This window comes from Amazonocrinis nigriterrae CENA67 (assembly GCF_016056305.1).
In the GTDB taxonomy this organism is placed as follows: Bacteria; Cyanobacteriota; Cyanobacteriia; order Cyanobacteriales; family Nostocaceae; genus Amazonocrinis; species Amazonocrinis nigriterrae.
In genome coordinates this window covers 51,191-65,175 of the sequence record NZ_JAECZC010000001.1, presented here as the reverse complement: position 1 = coordinate 65,175, position 13,985 = coordinate 51,191, and the positions used below count along the sequence as shown (strand labels likewise).

Here is a 13,985-nt window from a genome sequence, read left to right as displayed (position 1 = left end):
GTATAAACACAAAATTCAACAAGGAAGATATCATGACACAATCACAAGATAAAACTGTAGACGCATACCAACGAGTTATAGAATCTGCCAATCGCCTGGGTGTTCAACTCAATGAGCAAGAGTTGGAACGCTGGATGAAATCCATCACCGAGGCCACAGGTGACAGTGATATTGTCGTGGATAAAGACACAGGTGCTTTTGGGCACAGAGTCACCATGTTAGATTTTGACCCACAAGACTTGGAGCGCTTTCGTACCATTGGCAAAATCGTGGAATTTGAGGACATTCCCGGTGTTGTAGAAACTGCATTAGCGATTTCTGGGTCAGCGGCTCAATCCAAAATTCAGAGTTATCCTGGTGACTGCGACTACTTCGAGCGAGTGAATATCATTGCACCTACCCGTAACGAAGCCTCCAAGATTCTTGGTAAGTTGGTTCGTGATAAGGCCCTCAACACCATGTCTGGCCCCAATTATCAGTTACTTCATGTGAACTTTGGTGGCTACCCCCAACAAGTGGTTCGGGGACAATATACTAGACGTGCTGGTTCGCCAATTAACTGGCTACCCGATGACCTGATTGCTGGTCAGATAGAGGTAAAAGACATGGAAGGCAATCCTCTGGTGATTACCTGGGATGCGGTAGCCGAAGACCCCAACTGGGCTTGGTGTAAGCTGGAATGGATTGTTGCCGACCAGATACGCGGTCAATTAGCCAACGCCAGCAACGTGGTAGATGTCACCTGGGAAGCACCAGATGGAACCATCATTGCACTAGACGGCTATCTGGACGGCTATTTCCAAGAAGTTTACCTGGATGCTGAATCTGCTCCTATCTTTTCCAAGGTGGTGAAGCAAGCCGACGCCGATGTCATGGATAGTTATGTGAAAGCCTTGGAAAACGAATTCAAAAAATGTGTCAAAAAAGGTAAGTACCAGAACTACGGCAAAGCAGCTAAGCGCCTGTATAACATATTCCGGTTGAATGGGCATTATGAGGAAGCAGCGTTTTTGCGTGAGTTGTTCGATGAACCTGCGGCCCTACTCTATCAAGTCCACGCGTTAATGGGAACTGTGCAGCAAGCCAGGGACAATAGTACTGTCTTTGATATGGATAGTATTCTCAATCAGACAGATGAACTGATTCTGGCGGCCGTCAAAGTGTTGGAGGGAGAAGAGGAGTTGGAGGTTGTGCGTCATTTGCTGCGACTCTACCGCAGTTTGTGCCGCCAAGAATCTGGTACTCCCTTGGGTTCTGAAGTGAGTGTAGCCCAAGCAGAGGTAATGCAAATTGTCAACAATTTCTTCTATGAAAAGATGACAGCCTTACCCACAATTAAGGCTTATATCGACAATTACCAGGCATAGGGCAAGATCCAAAGGCTGCTCAAAGCAGCCTTGGAATTTTTTATAGGCGAATCTGTTGTCAAATCTGACAGCTACGATGAGATGGCTGTCTTGGTGAACACTAAACGATAGACAATGACAAATCCACAAGACCAAACTGTAGACGCATACAAACGTGTTGTAGAATCTGCCAATAGATTGGGCGTTCAACTGAATGAGCAAGAATTAGAACGCTGGATGAAATCTATCACCGAGGCCACAGGCGATAGTGATATTGTTGTGGACAAAGAAACAGGTGTATTTGGGCACAAAGTCAGCATGTTGGATTTTGACCCGCAGGAGTTGGCAAGGTTTCGCGCCATTGGCAAAATCGTTGAATTTGATGATATACCTGGTGTCGTAGAAACTGCCTTGGCGCTTTCTGGTTCAGCGGCTCAATCTAAGATTCAGACTTATCCTGGTGACTGCGACTACTTTGAGCGGGTGAATATCATAGCACCCACCCGTAGCGAAGCTTGCCAGATTATTGCCAAACTGATGCGCGAGAAGGCACTTAATACTTTGTCTGGCCCTAATTACCAGTTACTTGAAGTAAAGTTTGGTGGTTACCCCCAACAGGTAATTCGGGGAGAATATACCATGCACGCTGGTTCACCAATTACCTGGTATCCCGATGATATCGTCGCTGGACAAATTGAAGTGAGCGACCCAGAGGGCAATCCTGTGGTCATCACCTGGGATTCTGTGGCACATGACCCAGGTTGGTGCAAGCTGGACTGGGTGGTTGGTGATACAATACGCGGTCAGTTGACCAATGCTGGCAATATGTTAGATGTTACCTGGGAAGCACCAGATGGAACCATCACTCCACTAGACGGTTATCTGGACGGCTATTTCCAGGAAGTTTACTTAGATGCTGAATCCGCGCCAATCTTTTCCAAGCTGGTGAAGCAGGTTTCCAGCGATGTCATGGATGATTATGTGGCACGATTGGAAAAGGAAGTCAAAAAATGTGTCAAAGGCGATAACCTGAACTACGGCAAAGCAGCCAAGCGTCTATATAACATCTTCCGACTGAATGGGCGTTATGAGGAAGCAGCCTTTTTGCGTGAGTTGTTCGATGAACCAGCAGCGCTACTTTACCAAGTTCATGCATTGGTGCTAACTGTCAAAGAAGCTAGGGACAAAAGTACTGTATTTGATATTGACAGCATTCTCAATCAGACTGATGAACTGATTCTGGCGACTGTCAAGGTATTGGAGGGAGAAGAAGAATTAGAGATTGTGCGTCATCTGCTGCGCCTTTACCGCAATTTGTGCCGCCAAGAACCTGGCACTCCCCTTGGTTCGGAAGTGGATGTAGCTCAAGCAGAGGTGATGAAAATTGTCAATAATTTCTTCTATGAAAAGATGACAGGCTTACCTACGATTAAAGCTTATATTGAGAGTGTCTAGGGATAGCAAAGTGCTGAGTGCTGAGGAGCCACTGCGTTGGGCGGCTTTGCCGACTTGAAGCATGTGGCGTTGCTGAGTGGAAAGCCAGTTTTTCCAAGGCTTTGAGCAATCAATATTGTCCTAGCACATCTGACTACGGCTATATAGGGCAAGATCCAAAGGCTGCTTTGAGAAACTTTTGGATCTGCTATGAGTTTTACAGATGCGATCGCCTGCTTCTGTTTGTCAACCCTGAAGATTCGCTTGCAACAAGTTACAAAATAACTTCCCCTGCTGGATGGCATCATCTAAGGCAACGTGCTTTAATGGCTGATTCTCCAACCATTCAGCAGGTAAATTTTCTTTACCGGATTCCTTATAATTTTTTTTCAGGAATGCCATCGTATAGGATCTAATATCCAGTGCTGAGTGTTTAAATGGGCTATTCCCTACAAAGTTCATTAAATACCAGTAGACAAACATAAAGTCATAGGCAGCTGGGTAGCCAACGAAAATCGGTTTACCTGGCAACGCCAAAAGCCAAGCGTGGTAAGACTCCATTACCTCTGCTGGTGGCTTTTGATCTACTCGACAGGCCGCCCAAGCTTCTGGCTGTTGTGACCACCAATTCATAGTTACAGGGTGTCCTGTTGCCCCTGGTAAGGTTTCTAGATTCGCCGTAAAAGTCGCTATTAATTGTTTGTCTGCGGTGTATGCTGCTGAGGCAATACTCAGCATAGAGTGGGGCCCTGGGATCGGCCCATCCGCTTCTATATCAGTGCTAACGTAGATTTCGATTGCCACCTTTTATCCTGCCTGTCTTTGATTACTTTTTTACCACAAAGGCACTAAGACACTAAGACACAAAGAAGATTAGGTTATTTTTTGGCGGCGGTGGTTAGCGGCTTGCAATAAGAGAGATTCGGCAAAAGCGATCGCTTCGTTTGCTGATTTTCCTCCAGCTAATTGGGCTAGTTCTTCTCGGCGAGTGTTTAAATCTTCTAAGTTAGTAACTCGCACAACGGTACGCTGTTCGGCGTTGCCGTTGTCGGCTTTTTTACCTTTGCTTTGGGTAATAATTTGCTTATCGACGCGGAAATGTCGGTCGGCCATGGCAGCTACTAAGGGCTGGTGAGTGACACATAATACTTGATTATTTTGGCTTAGCTGGTGTAATTTTTCGGCGATCGCTTGTGCAACTCTTCCAGAAACTCCCACATCTATTTCATCAAATACTAGTGTTTCGGCTGCATCTGACTGGGAAAAACAAGCTTTTAGTGCTAGTAAAAAACGGCTCATTTCTCCACCGGAGGCAATTTGTGTTAAAGGTTGCAGCGGTTCTCCAGGGTTGGGACTAAACATAAAAGTAATTTTGTCTGCACCTACTGCGGTTGGGGAAGTGGGTACGATTTCAACTTGAAACTGTACCTTTTCCATAGCCAAAGGCTTGAGTTCTGATACCAAACGAGATTCTAAATTAGCAGCAGCTTTACGGCGCAGTTGAGTTAACTTTTGACAAGCTTGGGTAAGTTTATGAAAGTGGGCTTTCTCTTGCTGTTCGAGATTTTCGATAGATTGTTCGCTGTCGTTGAGTTGTGCTAATTCTTTTTGAATGCTTTGATAGTGGGCGATCGCTTCATTTAGTGTCGGCCCGTACTTACGGCAAATTTGCTTTAATTCCCGAATCCGTTCTTCTACTTCTTCTAAACGTTGGGGATCGGCTTCTAAACTATCGCCATAGGCATTTATTTGGCGTCCTACTTCCACTACTGCGGCTTGTGCGTCCCTCACCAAGTCCAGCAGGGTTTGCAGTTGGGCGTCATATTCCACCATGTCGTTTAATGTCGCCTCGCTGTCTGCCAATAAGTCAGCTGCGGCTGGAGTTTCGTCATCATTTTGATACAAAGCCTGATAGACTTTGTAACTCATCTGTTGCAAATCAACAACATGATTCAGGCGTTCCCGTTCTTGTAAAATTTGTTCTAATTCTTGGGGATCGTCGAGGTTGGCTGCTGACAATTCTTGCACTTGATAAGTGAGCAAGTCGAGTTGTTGCAGGCGTTCCCGCTCGGATGTGCGACGTTTTTCTAGTGTAAGATGGGCTTGTTGATAGGCGCCAAAGGCAGCGGCGATTTGTTGACGCTGTTGGATGAGGGAGTCGCCGCCATACAAATCCAACCATTCGCGGATTTGGGCAGACTGTCCCACCTGTACAGTTTGACCTTGGGCGGTGATTTCCACCAAGCGATCGCGCAGTTCTGCCATAATCTGCCGATTTACCAACACTCCATTCACCCGCGATCGACTGCGGATATTACTACTAGTAGCTGTAATTTCTCGACTGATGACTACGGTATGATCATCGATTGAATCAATTTCTTGTTCACTTAACCAAGCGGCTAGGGAGGGACTATACGTGAAAGTACCTTCGACTAAAGTTCTACTTGTCCCTGTACGAATGACTCGGCTTGAGACTTTCCCACCCAAGACAGCATCAATAGCATCAAGGATAATCGATTTCCCTGCGCCGGTTTCACCTGTCAAGACATTCAGTCCAGCACCGAATTCCAACTCCAGTTGGTCAATCAGGGCAAAGTTTTCAATTCGCAGGCAAAGCAACATCAAGCCAAATTCTCCTTGAGTAGTGCTGAGTCCTTTTTAAAGTGCTGAGTTGAAAGTGCTGAGTGCTGAGTATGAATAGCGCCTGCGGCGCTAGTATAGCTTTAGTCACGTAAGTTAGGACAGTGTTGATTGATTAGAACAATGAAGGAACTGGGTTTATACTCAGCACTCAGCACTTAGCACTCAGCACTTAGAAAAGCACTCAGCACTCAGAAAGACACCAATACCTACTACTATTAAACTAGTAAGCCCATTTAAGTGTAGCAAACCTGTTAATAACCTCTGTAGTTTTGAAGATGCTAAATCTTCTGACTGCTTGAGGGTGCCGGACTGTAAACATATTGTTACAATACTTAACAAGATTCATCCAACTGGTGGCTTTCTTCATGATTGTTAAGACACTTCCCCCAACTCCCGAATTGATTGAGGGCGAACCACAGGTTACTGAAGTAGTGCCAGAAAATGGTACACAAGGCTTGGTTGTGCGATCGCCAAAACTTTTAGCAAACCAAAGACAGCAGGGGCTAGAGGTAGAAGCCGAGTTTCAGACAATAACCTACAATGCCCTAGAAATAGCAGCCCACTACCAAAAAAGACCCCTGCAAGTTTTGCAGCGGATTTTGGCAGTTTTGGGGCCGACTCTATCGTTTGTTTTTGGGTTGTGGTGGGACAGCCGACGGGGAATTGTCGTTAAAAATGACCGTCGTCGAGCCATTCAGCTACGAGAATTACTAACAAAGTTGGGGCCTGCTTACATCAAAATTGGACAAGCTTTATCCACCAGACCGGATTTAGTTCCTCCGGTATATCTAGAAGAATTAACCAGGCTACAAGACCAACTACCACCTTTTCCTAACGAAATTGCTTACCAGTTTATTGAAGAAGAATTAGGCGCACCACCAGAAGAAATTTACGTCCAACTTTCACCCCAGCCAATTGCTGCTGCTTCCTTGGGGCAAGTCTACAAGGGTAAACTCAATACAGGTGAAGAAGTCGCCGTTAAAGTCCAACGCCCCGACTTGAGAGAACGAATTACCATTGACTTGTACATTTTGCGCCGCCTTGCGGGTTGGGTACAGAAAAACGTCAAACGGGTGCGGAGTGACTTAGTTGGGATTCTTGATGAATTAGGCGATCGCATTTTTGAAGAGATGGATTACATCCATGAAGGACAAAATGCCGAGCGCTTTTTTCAGTTGTATGGTCATATAAAGGACATTTACGTACCGAAAATTTACTGGGAATATACGAATCGTCGCGTCTTGACGATGGAGTGGATTAATGGGACAAAATTAACCCAGACAAAAGAAATTAGTGAGCAAGGCATAGATGCCCGTTATTTAATTGAAGTGGGTGTGCAATGTTCCTTGCGTCAGTTGTTAGAACATGGATTTTTCCATGCTGACCCCCACCCAGGAAACTTGTTAGCCACAACCGATGGGAAATTGGCTTATCTCGATTTTGGCATGATGAGTGAGATTAAGCCGCCTCAGCGTTATGGTTTAATTGAAGCGATCGTTCACGTGGTTAACCGCGACTTTGAAGGTTTAGCCAACGACTACGTAAAACTAGATTTCTTAACACCAGATACAGATTTAACGCCGATTATTCCAGCTTTTGCCAGAGTATTTGCTGATGCTCAAGGTGCTACTGTTGCGGAACTTAATATCAAAAGTATCACCGATGAATTATCAGCTTTGATGTATGAGTATCCCTTCCGCGTACCTCCATACTACGCTTTAATTATTCGCTCCCTTGTGACGCTGGAAGGTATTGCTATTTATATAGATCCTAACTTCAAAGTCCTCAGCGAAGCTTATCCTTATGTTGCTAAACGCTTGTTAACTGACCCAGCAATTGAGTTAAGAACATCACTACGAGATTTGCTGTTTAAAGAAGGTAGATTCCGTTGGAATCGTCTAGAAAACTTATTACGTAATGCCCGCAAAAATCAAGATTACGACTTCAACTTGGTGCTAAATCAAGGTCTGGACTTTCTATCTTCTGAACGCGGTGCTTTCATTCGTGACAAGTTAGTAGATGAATTGGTAAACGGCATTAATGCTTTAGGTAAAAATGTTTTGCATAACTTCACCTACTTGCTGCGTGAGAGAGTAGGCTTAACAGCAATTAACGAAACTCCAACAGCCACAGATGAACAGCAACAAACTTTAGAACATATTACCAGGATTTTAAATATTCTCCGAGAAACTCGTGGCTTTGACCCAATACAACTTGCTCCCCAACTCAGCCAGCTATTAGTAAATCCAGGTGTACAGCGTTTGGGTCAGCAAGTTACTAACCGCTTGGTGCAAAAGGCTGTAACACATCTGATTCGCCAATTGTTAGCAGCGGAAGAAGTTAATACCAATCAAGATACAAAGTTAGCTCAGCCTGCAACTACATTATTGTCTACAAGAGTGTAGAAAATTTAAAATTAGAAATGCAAAATTAAAAAATAATTTTAATTTTGCATTTTCCCAAAGCAGCACTGATATTGTTACCAAAATTAATCTTTGCACTGTAACAATGTTATGAAAACTTTACTTTTCCGGATGAATGAAAATACAACTGAATAAAGTTTTATATTGAGTCTCCCTGATAAAACTTATGGAATTGCCTCAACGCGTATCAGTTCGCTACAAAGACACATTGTATAACGTTAATGAGATACGCTTGAAAACTTTTCGATTGACGCTGCAAATATGGGAAGAACAAACTAAACCAAGAAAAACCGAGCTTTATGAGTTTATCTCATCTTGCTTGAAACAGGTTGATCGCCAAGATCGTTTTATGTTTTCTCTACTATTTGTAGAATTAACAGACCTAATACGCAATTCTTCTCTAGAGAGGGGAATGAGAGAGGTTCTGATTAAAACAGCTTTTAGGGAGTTTGCTTGCGCTGTCACAGACTTTGAAGATACTGCCAAAAAAGATTAAACTTGGCTGAAATATAAAACATGTTGACAGATAACAGCTGAAATATACAACATGTTGACAGATAACAGATGACTGATAACTGTCATCCTTCAGCTTGGGATTATACCAATTGGAACACAGAAGCTAGACGCAGAAGGTGATTTTTAATCCAAAATCCAAAATCCAAAATCCAAAATGGCATATGTCGTAATCTAGCAATTACGAATTACGAATTACAAACTAGCAGCCTTCATCATCTCTTTTGTAACCATTCTTGTCGCGTTTGATACTTTCTTCTAAAGCTTGAATTTGTTCACGACGGGCTTCCAATTCCAGGGAACGACGCGCTAAATCCTGATTTTGCAAAGTTAGGGATTGTCGCCACTGTTCGGCTCGCTCTACTTCCTGCTGAATCACATCTGGAGTAATGCCAGTGGTAAGATACATTTGTACCAAATTTAGTACCCAATCGGTAGCTTCTTCTAGCTTTTCGATGTCGCCTGCGGGAGAAAGCTCAACTAAAACCAGTAATTTTTCACTCATAGTGTTGCCTTTTCCCAGCAGAATAAAAGCTTCTTCCGGGATCATTGCCCAAATGTTATCGGCTTCCTGACGTGCCAATAAGCGTAACTGGTACTGTTCTAAAAATTCATTTTTACGTACCTGGGCTAGATATAACATGATCGTGGCTGTACTCCGATATTCAAGTTAAATTTTAAAAATTTTTTTTTAATTTTTGAAAATTATCAAATGGTTAAGGGTAATTGGGAAAAGTTATATGTTTTTTGGTTTGTTGATAACTTTCCCATTACCCATTGCAGCTATACTAAACCATGCAGATGATCTCTACAGCAAAGTTTGAAGACGATCGCGTAAAATTTCTGCTTGTTTTTCAGCCTCAGCCAAAGCATCCCGCGCTGCTTGCACTACGTTAGCAGGTGCTTGTTCCACGAACTTAGGATTGCTTAATCTACCACGTAGGGCATTAATTTCTGCTTCTATCTTGGTGAGTTGTTTTTGCAGTTTGGCAGCTAGTTTTTCAACATCTACAACTCCACCAGTTAAAGGAATCACTACTTGTACTGTACCAATTACACCTGCTATGGCTTTTTCTGGTGTTTGTGGCTGTTGTGATTCTATTTGCGGCAATTCCTGATTGGGTAAGCGCTGGGACAATTTTGCCCATAATTGTTGTCTTGCCTTAGCAGTGATTAAATTTTGGGTGATGAACCAAGTAGCATAACCAAAACCAACTATTTCAAAGAAATCTCTGACGATGGGAATGTCATCAACAGCATCTTCCACAGCTACAGCTAACCTCAACAAGACAATCCCCACGATAATTAAGCCAACTGTTTGTAAAGCCTTCCGAGGTTTTTTTGCAGCAACCGTTTGCTGTTTTTGTTCGCCAGTAATGGTTAAAGTCTCCACCTTGGCTAAATCTTGAATATAAGATTGTCCAGCGGTGAGGATTTCTTCTTCTCGTGGGTTTTCAGTTTGTAAATTTGCAGTTATTTTTGCCCCTGGTTTAATATCTGCCTCAGCGCGTAAATTCCGAATTGTGCGGATTGTGCCAATTAACAGTTCAAACTGTTCTTCCAAAGCAGGATTAATCAAGTTGATATCTGCTTGAGGATAAGGTTGCAAAGATAAAGTTTGCAAAGAATCTGCTGGTTGTTGGGTGAGAGTCTGCCAAATTTCCTCAGTGATATGAGGCATAAAGGGATGAAGTAATTTTAAAATCCCTTCCAACACGTAAGCGAGAATTTGTTGTGCGACTTTTCGTGATGCTGGGTCAGCATTTGGCTGGAGGCGAGATTTCACAAGTTCAATATACCAGTCGCAAAAATCACCCCAAATAAACTCATAAAGCCCCTTAGCGGCTTCCCCTAAACCGTAATTATCAATATAATTGTTGGTTTGTTTAACAACTTGATGGTAACGGGAAAGAATCCAGCGATCGCTTAATTCAGTGGCAATTGGTTCACCTAATTGTGTCGGGGTTTGCCCATCCAAGTTCATCATCACAAAGCGGGCAGCATTCCACAACTTGTTAGCAAAGTTGCGGGAAGCTTCCACCGATGGTGACTCATCTTTTTTGCGATCGTATTCTAAGCGGATATCTTGACCAGCGCCAGCCACTTCTTTAACTAACGTGTAGCGCAGGGCATCAGTACCATATTTATCAATTAATAACAGCGGGTCAATGCCATTACCTTTAGTTTTAGACATTTTCTGGCCTTTTTCATCCAGCACCAACCCGTGGATGTAAACATCCTGAAATGGTATTTGACCAGTAAAATGTCCCGCCATCATCGTCATTCTGGCAACCCAGAAAAAGATGATATCAAAGCCAGTGACTAGCGTAGTTGTGGGGTAATAAGTCGTTAAATCCGGAGTTTGTTCCGGCCAGCCCAAAGTCGAAAATGGCCACAGTCCAGAAGAAAACCAAGTATCTAATACATCTGGGTCTTGTTCTAGCTGGACATTTTCACCAAATTGTGCTTTGGCTTTTTCCCAAGCTTCCTCAGTTGACTTGGCTACCACAAACGGAGTGTTATCGGTGATTTCACCGCCTGTTTCACTGACAGCATACCAAGCGGGAATTTGATGACCCCACCAAAGTTGCCGAGAGATACACCAGTCTTTGAGTTTAACTAACCAATCACGGTAGACCTTTGTCCAGCGTTGGGGGACGAACTCAGGGGAATTTTTGCCATCGAGGAAATCTAGCGCCCTATCTGCTAGCGGGCGAATTTTCACAAACCATTGAGTAGATAGCAGGGGTTCAATGGGAACTTTACCGCGATCGCTATAAGGAACAGTATGCTTATAATCTTCTATCTTCACCAAAAAGCCATCAGCTTCCAAGCGAGAAACCACATTTTTCCTAGCGACAAAGCGATCTTGTCCCTCAAACTCCCCAGCATTGGCGTTGAGAGTACCATCCTTATTCAGGATGTTAATAAACGGCAGATTGTGACGCTTACCCATTTCAAAATCATTCAGGTCATGGGCTGGAGTCACCTTAACAGAACCAGTACCGAAACTGGGGTCAACATACTCATCACCAATGATGGGAATTTCCCGATTCATAATTGGTAGAGTCAGCGTCTTGCCAATTAAATGCTGATATCTTTCATCACCAGGATTAACTGCTACAGCAGTATCGCCCAGCATCGTTTCTGGTCGAGTCGTCGCCACTTCCACATAACCAGAACCATCGGTGAGGGGATAACGGAAATGCCAAAGATTACCATCAACCTCTTGGTTTTCCACCTCCACATCAGACACCGCCGACTGGGAAGCCGGACACCAGTTTACTAGATATTCGCCACGATAAATTAACCCTTCCTCATAGAGGCTAACAAAAGCTGACAAAACAGCTTTTGATAAACCCTCATCCATCGTAAACCTTTCCCGCGACCAATCGACCGACACGCCCAAGCGTCGCAACTGGTTGACAATAGTTCCTTCAGAATTTGCCTTCCATTGCCTAGCGCGTTCTAGGAATTGTTCGCGTCCCAACTCGTAGCGAGTTTTACCTTCAGTCTTCAGTTGCTTTTCAAGCATCGTGTGGACAGCGATGCTTGCGTGGTCAGTTCCGGGTAGCCACAGGGTATTGCGTCCTTTCATGCGATGGTAGCGCACTAATACATCAATCAACGCACTTTCAAAAGCGTGACCCATGTGCAAACTGCCGGTGACATTAGGAGGCGGAATCACGATGCAATAAGGTTCGCCGCCTTGGTTGGGGTCAGCTTTGTAAACTTGATTTTCTTCCCAGAATTTTTGCCACTTAGCTTCAGTGGTAAAGGGATCGTAGAGACTGGGAAGATTCGGAATGGTTGCGGTCATGCTGGGAAAACTAACTGTGGAAGGACTTTAATAAATTTTGCCACAGGGTTGGAGAGGGTTTAATGGAAACGAACCGCCAAGACGCAGAGAACGCCAAGGGAAGAGAGCCAAGTAAGGAGATAGATAGACTCGCCTATACTGTCATTGGTGCAGCAATTGAGGTACATCGGGTGTTGGGGCCAGGGTTTTTGGAGGAGGTGTATGGGAAGGCGCTGGCTATAGAATTGTCCAGGCGTGGAATAGCTTATGAGTGCGAGAAGTGCGTGACAGTCAATTACAAAGGATATGAAGTTGGCAAAGGTAGATTAGATTTTTTCATTGCCAACACTTTAATCGTGGAATTAAAAGCTGTCCAGAATCTAGCCCCCATCCACGAAGCACAAGTCCTCTCGTACCTTAAAATAACTAATTACCCCCTAGCCCTCCTCATCAACTTCAACGTTCCTATCCTCAAAGAAGGCATAAAACGCATCATCCTCTCTTCTTAATCTTCTCTTGGCGCTCTTGGCGTCTTGGCGGTTCGTTAAATCCATGAAACATCAAACCACAACTTTTTCCCCTTGGACGTTTATCCCCACCCTCTACTTTGCAGAAGGCGTTCCCAACGTCATCATCAGCACAGTTTCCGTCATCTTCTACAAAAAACTAGGCATAGATAACGAACAAATAACCGCCTGGACAAGCTTCCTCTATCTCCCTTGGGTAATCAAAATGTTTTGGGGCCCACTTGTAGATATTTACTCAACAAAACGAACATGGATACTTTTAACTCAATTTGCCATGTTTTGTTGCTTAAGTTTAGTAGCCTTATCTCTACAACTACCCAACTTCTTTTTCATCTCCCTAGCAGCTTTGACAGTCGGAGCATTTATTTCAGCCACTTATGACATCGCCACCGACGGTTATTACATGTTGGCTTTAAATCCAGAACAACAAGCATTTTTTATTGGCATTCGTTCACTATTTTATCGACTTGCTGTATTGTTTGGCAGTGGTTTTTTAGTAGTTTTAGCAGGACGCTTAGAAAAAAATCTCAACAATATTTCCTTAAGTTGGACTATAGCGATCGCCTTTTCTGCCATCATATTTGCAATACTTTTTATTTTTCATCGCTTCATTTTACCTTGGCCAGAGTCAGATACCCCACGTCAGCCAGAAGCACAAGCCAAAAAAATACCTTTTTGGATTGTCATTAGCAGCTATTTTCAACAAGAAAAAATAGGAGCCATCTTAGCATTTATCTTACTCTACAGATTAGGCGAAGCAATGCTGCTTAAAATAGCATCTTTATTTTTATTAGACCAAGTAGAAAAAGGAGGCTTAGGTATATCAACTGAGGAATTTGGCTGGATATACGGTACTTTTGGCGTACTTTCTTTAATTATCGGTGGTATTTTAGGTGGAGTCTTAATTTCTAAATATGGCTTGAAAAAATGCCTGTTACCAATGGCTTTAGCTTTAAACTTACCCGATATATTTTATGTATATATGGCTTACTCTAAACCATCACTTACATTGGTTTATCCTTTAGTTTCTTTAGAACAATTTGGTTATGGTCTTGGTTTTACAGCTTTTAGCGTTTATTTAATGTATATTTGCAAAGGCGAATATAAAACTTCTCATTATGCCATATCAACGGGTTTAATGGCATTAGGGCTGATGTTGCCAGGAGCGATTAGTGGTAGTATTCAAAAAGCAGTAGGATACCCCTTATTTTTTGTCTTGGTTTGTTTGCTCACTATCCCCGGAATGATTACTTTATTTTTTATTCCTTTAAAAGAACCAGTTAATCAATCTTCAAATTAA

10 protein-coding genes are annotated in these 13,985 nt (G+C 43.3%); 6 read left to right on the top strand and 4 right to left on the bottom strand.

Annotated features, from left to right (window positions below; genetic code table 11):
* Window positions 1-32 precede the first annotated feature (32 nt).
* Window positions 33-1,367: a hypothetical protein gene (locus tag I8748_RS00265; protein WP_198122723.1), complete on the top strand. Its 1,335-nt coding sequence runs from the start codon at window positions 33-35 to the stop codon at window positions 1,365-1,367.
* 114 nt (window positions 1,368-1,481) lie between these two features.
* Window positions 1,482-2,801 carry a hypothetical protein gene (locus I8748_RS00260; protein WP_198122722.1) on the top strand — a complete coding sequence of 440 codons (1,320 nt, stop codon included), beginning with the start codon at window positions 1,482-1,484 and terminating at the stop codon, window positions 2,799-2,801.
* Between the two features lie 225 nt (window positions 2,802-3,026).
* On the opposite strand, the gene I8748_RS00255 is transcribed toward I8748_RS00260, so the two are convergent.
* Both I8748_RS00255 and recN read right to left on the bottom strand, forming a co-directional pair.
* Window positions 3,027-3,584, bottom strand: a complete 558-nt coding sequence (locus I8748_RS00255) for a 3'-5' exoribonuclease domain-containing protein (protein ID WP_198122721.1) — start codon at window positions 3,582-3,584, stop codon at window positions 3,027-3,029.
* A 69-nt stretch (window positions 3,585-3,653) separates the two neighbouring features.
* The gene (recN, locus tag I8748_RS00250) at window positions 3,654-5,402 is read right to left on the bottom strand and encodes a DNA repair protein RecN (protein ID WP_198122720.1); all 1,749 of its coding nucleotides are present in this window, start codon (window positions 5,400-5,402) and stop codon (window positions 3,654-3,656) included.
* A 386-nt stretch (window positions 5,403-5,788) separates the two neighbouring features.
* On the opposite strand from recN, the gene I8748_RS00245 reads away from it, so the two are divergent.
* Window positions 5,789-7,828, top strand: coding sequence for an ABC1 kinase family protein (locus I8748_RS00245; protein WP_198122719.1), 2,040 nt, complete (start codon window positions 5,789-5,791; stop codon window positions 7,826-7,828).
* Between the two features lie 184 nt (window positions 7,829-8,012).
* Window positions 8,013-8,342, top strand: a complete 330-nt coding sequence (locus I8748_RS00240; protein ID WP_198122718.1) for a hypothetical protein — start codon at window positions 8,013-8,015, stop codon at window positions 8,340-8,342.
* A 219-nt stretch (window positions 8,343-8,561) separates the two neighbouring features.
* Here I8748_RS00240 and I8748_RS00235 read toward each other — a convergent pair whose 3' ends face one another.
* A complete protein-coding gene (locus I8748_RS00235) occupies window positions 8,562-9,002 on the bottom strand; it encodes a hypothetical protein (RefSeq protein ID WP_198122717.1) in 441 nt (146 codons plus the stop codon).
* A gap of 165 nt (window positions 9,003-9,167) precedes the next feature.
* Complete coding sequence (locus I8748_RS00230) at window positions 9,168-12,179, bottom strand: valine--tRNA ligase (protein WP_198122716.1); 3,012 nt, start codon at window positions 12,177-12,179, stop codon at window positions 9,168-9,170.
* Window positions 12,180-12,241: 62 nt separating this feature from the next.
* Here I8748_RS00230 and I8748_RS00225 point away from each other — a divergent pair, with 62 nt between their 5' ends.
* Together I8748_RS00225 and I8748_RS00220 are read left to right on the top strand one after the other, a co-directional pair.
* On the top strand, window positions 12,242-12,667 hold the full coding sequence (locus I8748_RS00225) for a GxxExxY protein (RefSeq protein ID WP_198122715.1): 426 nt from the start codon (window positions 12,242-12,244) through the stop codon (window positions 12,665-12,667).
* A gap of 43 nt (window positions 12,668-12,710) precedes the next feature.
* Window positions 12,711-13,985, top strand: coding sequence for an MFS transporter (locus I8748_RS00220; protein ID WP_198122714.1), 1,275 nt, complete (start codon window positions 12,711-12,713; stop codon window positions 13,983-13,985).

Coding starts and splice junctions, on each gene's coding strand:
- I8748_RS00265 (WP_198122723.1), top strand. CDS start 33: ATGACACAATCACAAGATAAAACTGTAGACGCATACCAACGAGTTATA.
- I8748_RS00225 (WP_198122715.1), top strand. CDS start 12,242: ATGGAAACGAACCGCCAAGACGCAGAGAACGCCAAGGGAAGAGAGCCA.
- I8748_RS00220 (WP_198122714.1), top strand. CDS start 12,711: ATGAAACATCAAACCACAACTTTTTCCCCTTGGACGTTTATCCCCACC.
- I8748_RS00240 (WP_198122718.1), top strand. CDS start 8,013: ATGGAATTGCCTCAACGCGTATCAGTTCGCTACAAAGACACATTGTAT.
- I8748_RS00230 (WP_198122716.1), bottom strand. CDS start 12,179: ATGACCGCAACCATTCCGAATCTTCCCAGTCTCTACGATCCCTTTACC.
- I8748_RS00235 (WP_198122717.1), bottom strand. CDS start 9,002: ATGTTATATCTAGCCCAGGTACGTAAAAATGAATTTTTAGAACAGTAC.
- I8748_RS00260 (WP_198122722.1), top strand. CDS start 1,482: ATGACAAATCCACAAGACCAAACTGTAGACGCATACAAACGTGTTGTA.
- recN (WP_198122720.1), bottom strand. CDS start 5,402: ATGTTGCTTTGCCTGCGAATTGAAAACTTTGCCCTGATTGACCAACTG.
- I8748_RS00245 (WP_198122719.1), top strand. CDS start 5,789: ATGATTGTTAAGACACTTCCCCCAACTCCCGAATTGATTGAGGGCGAA.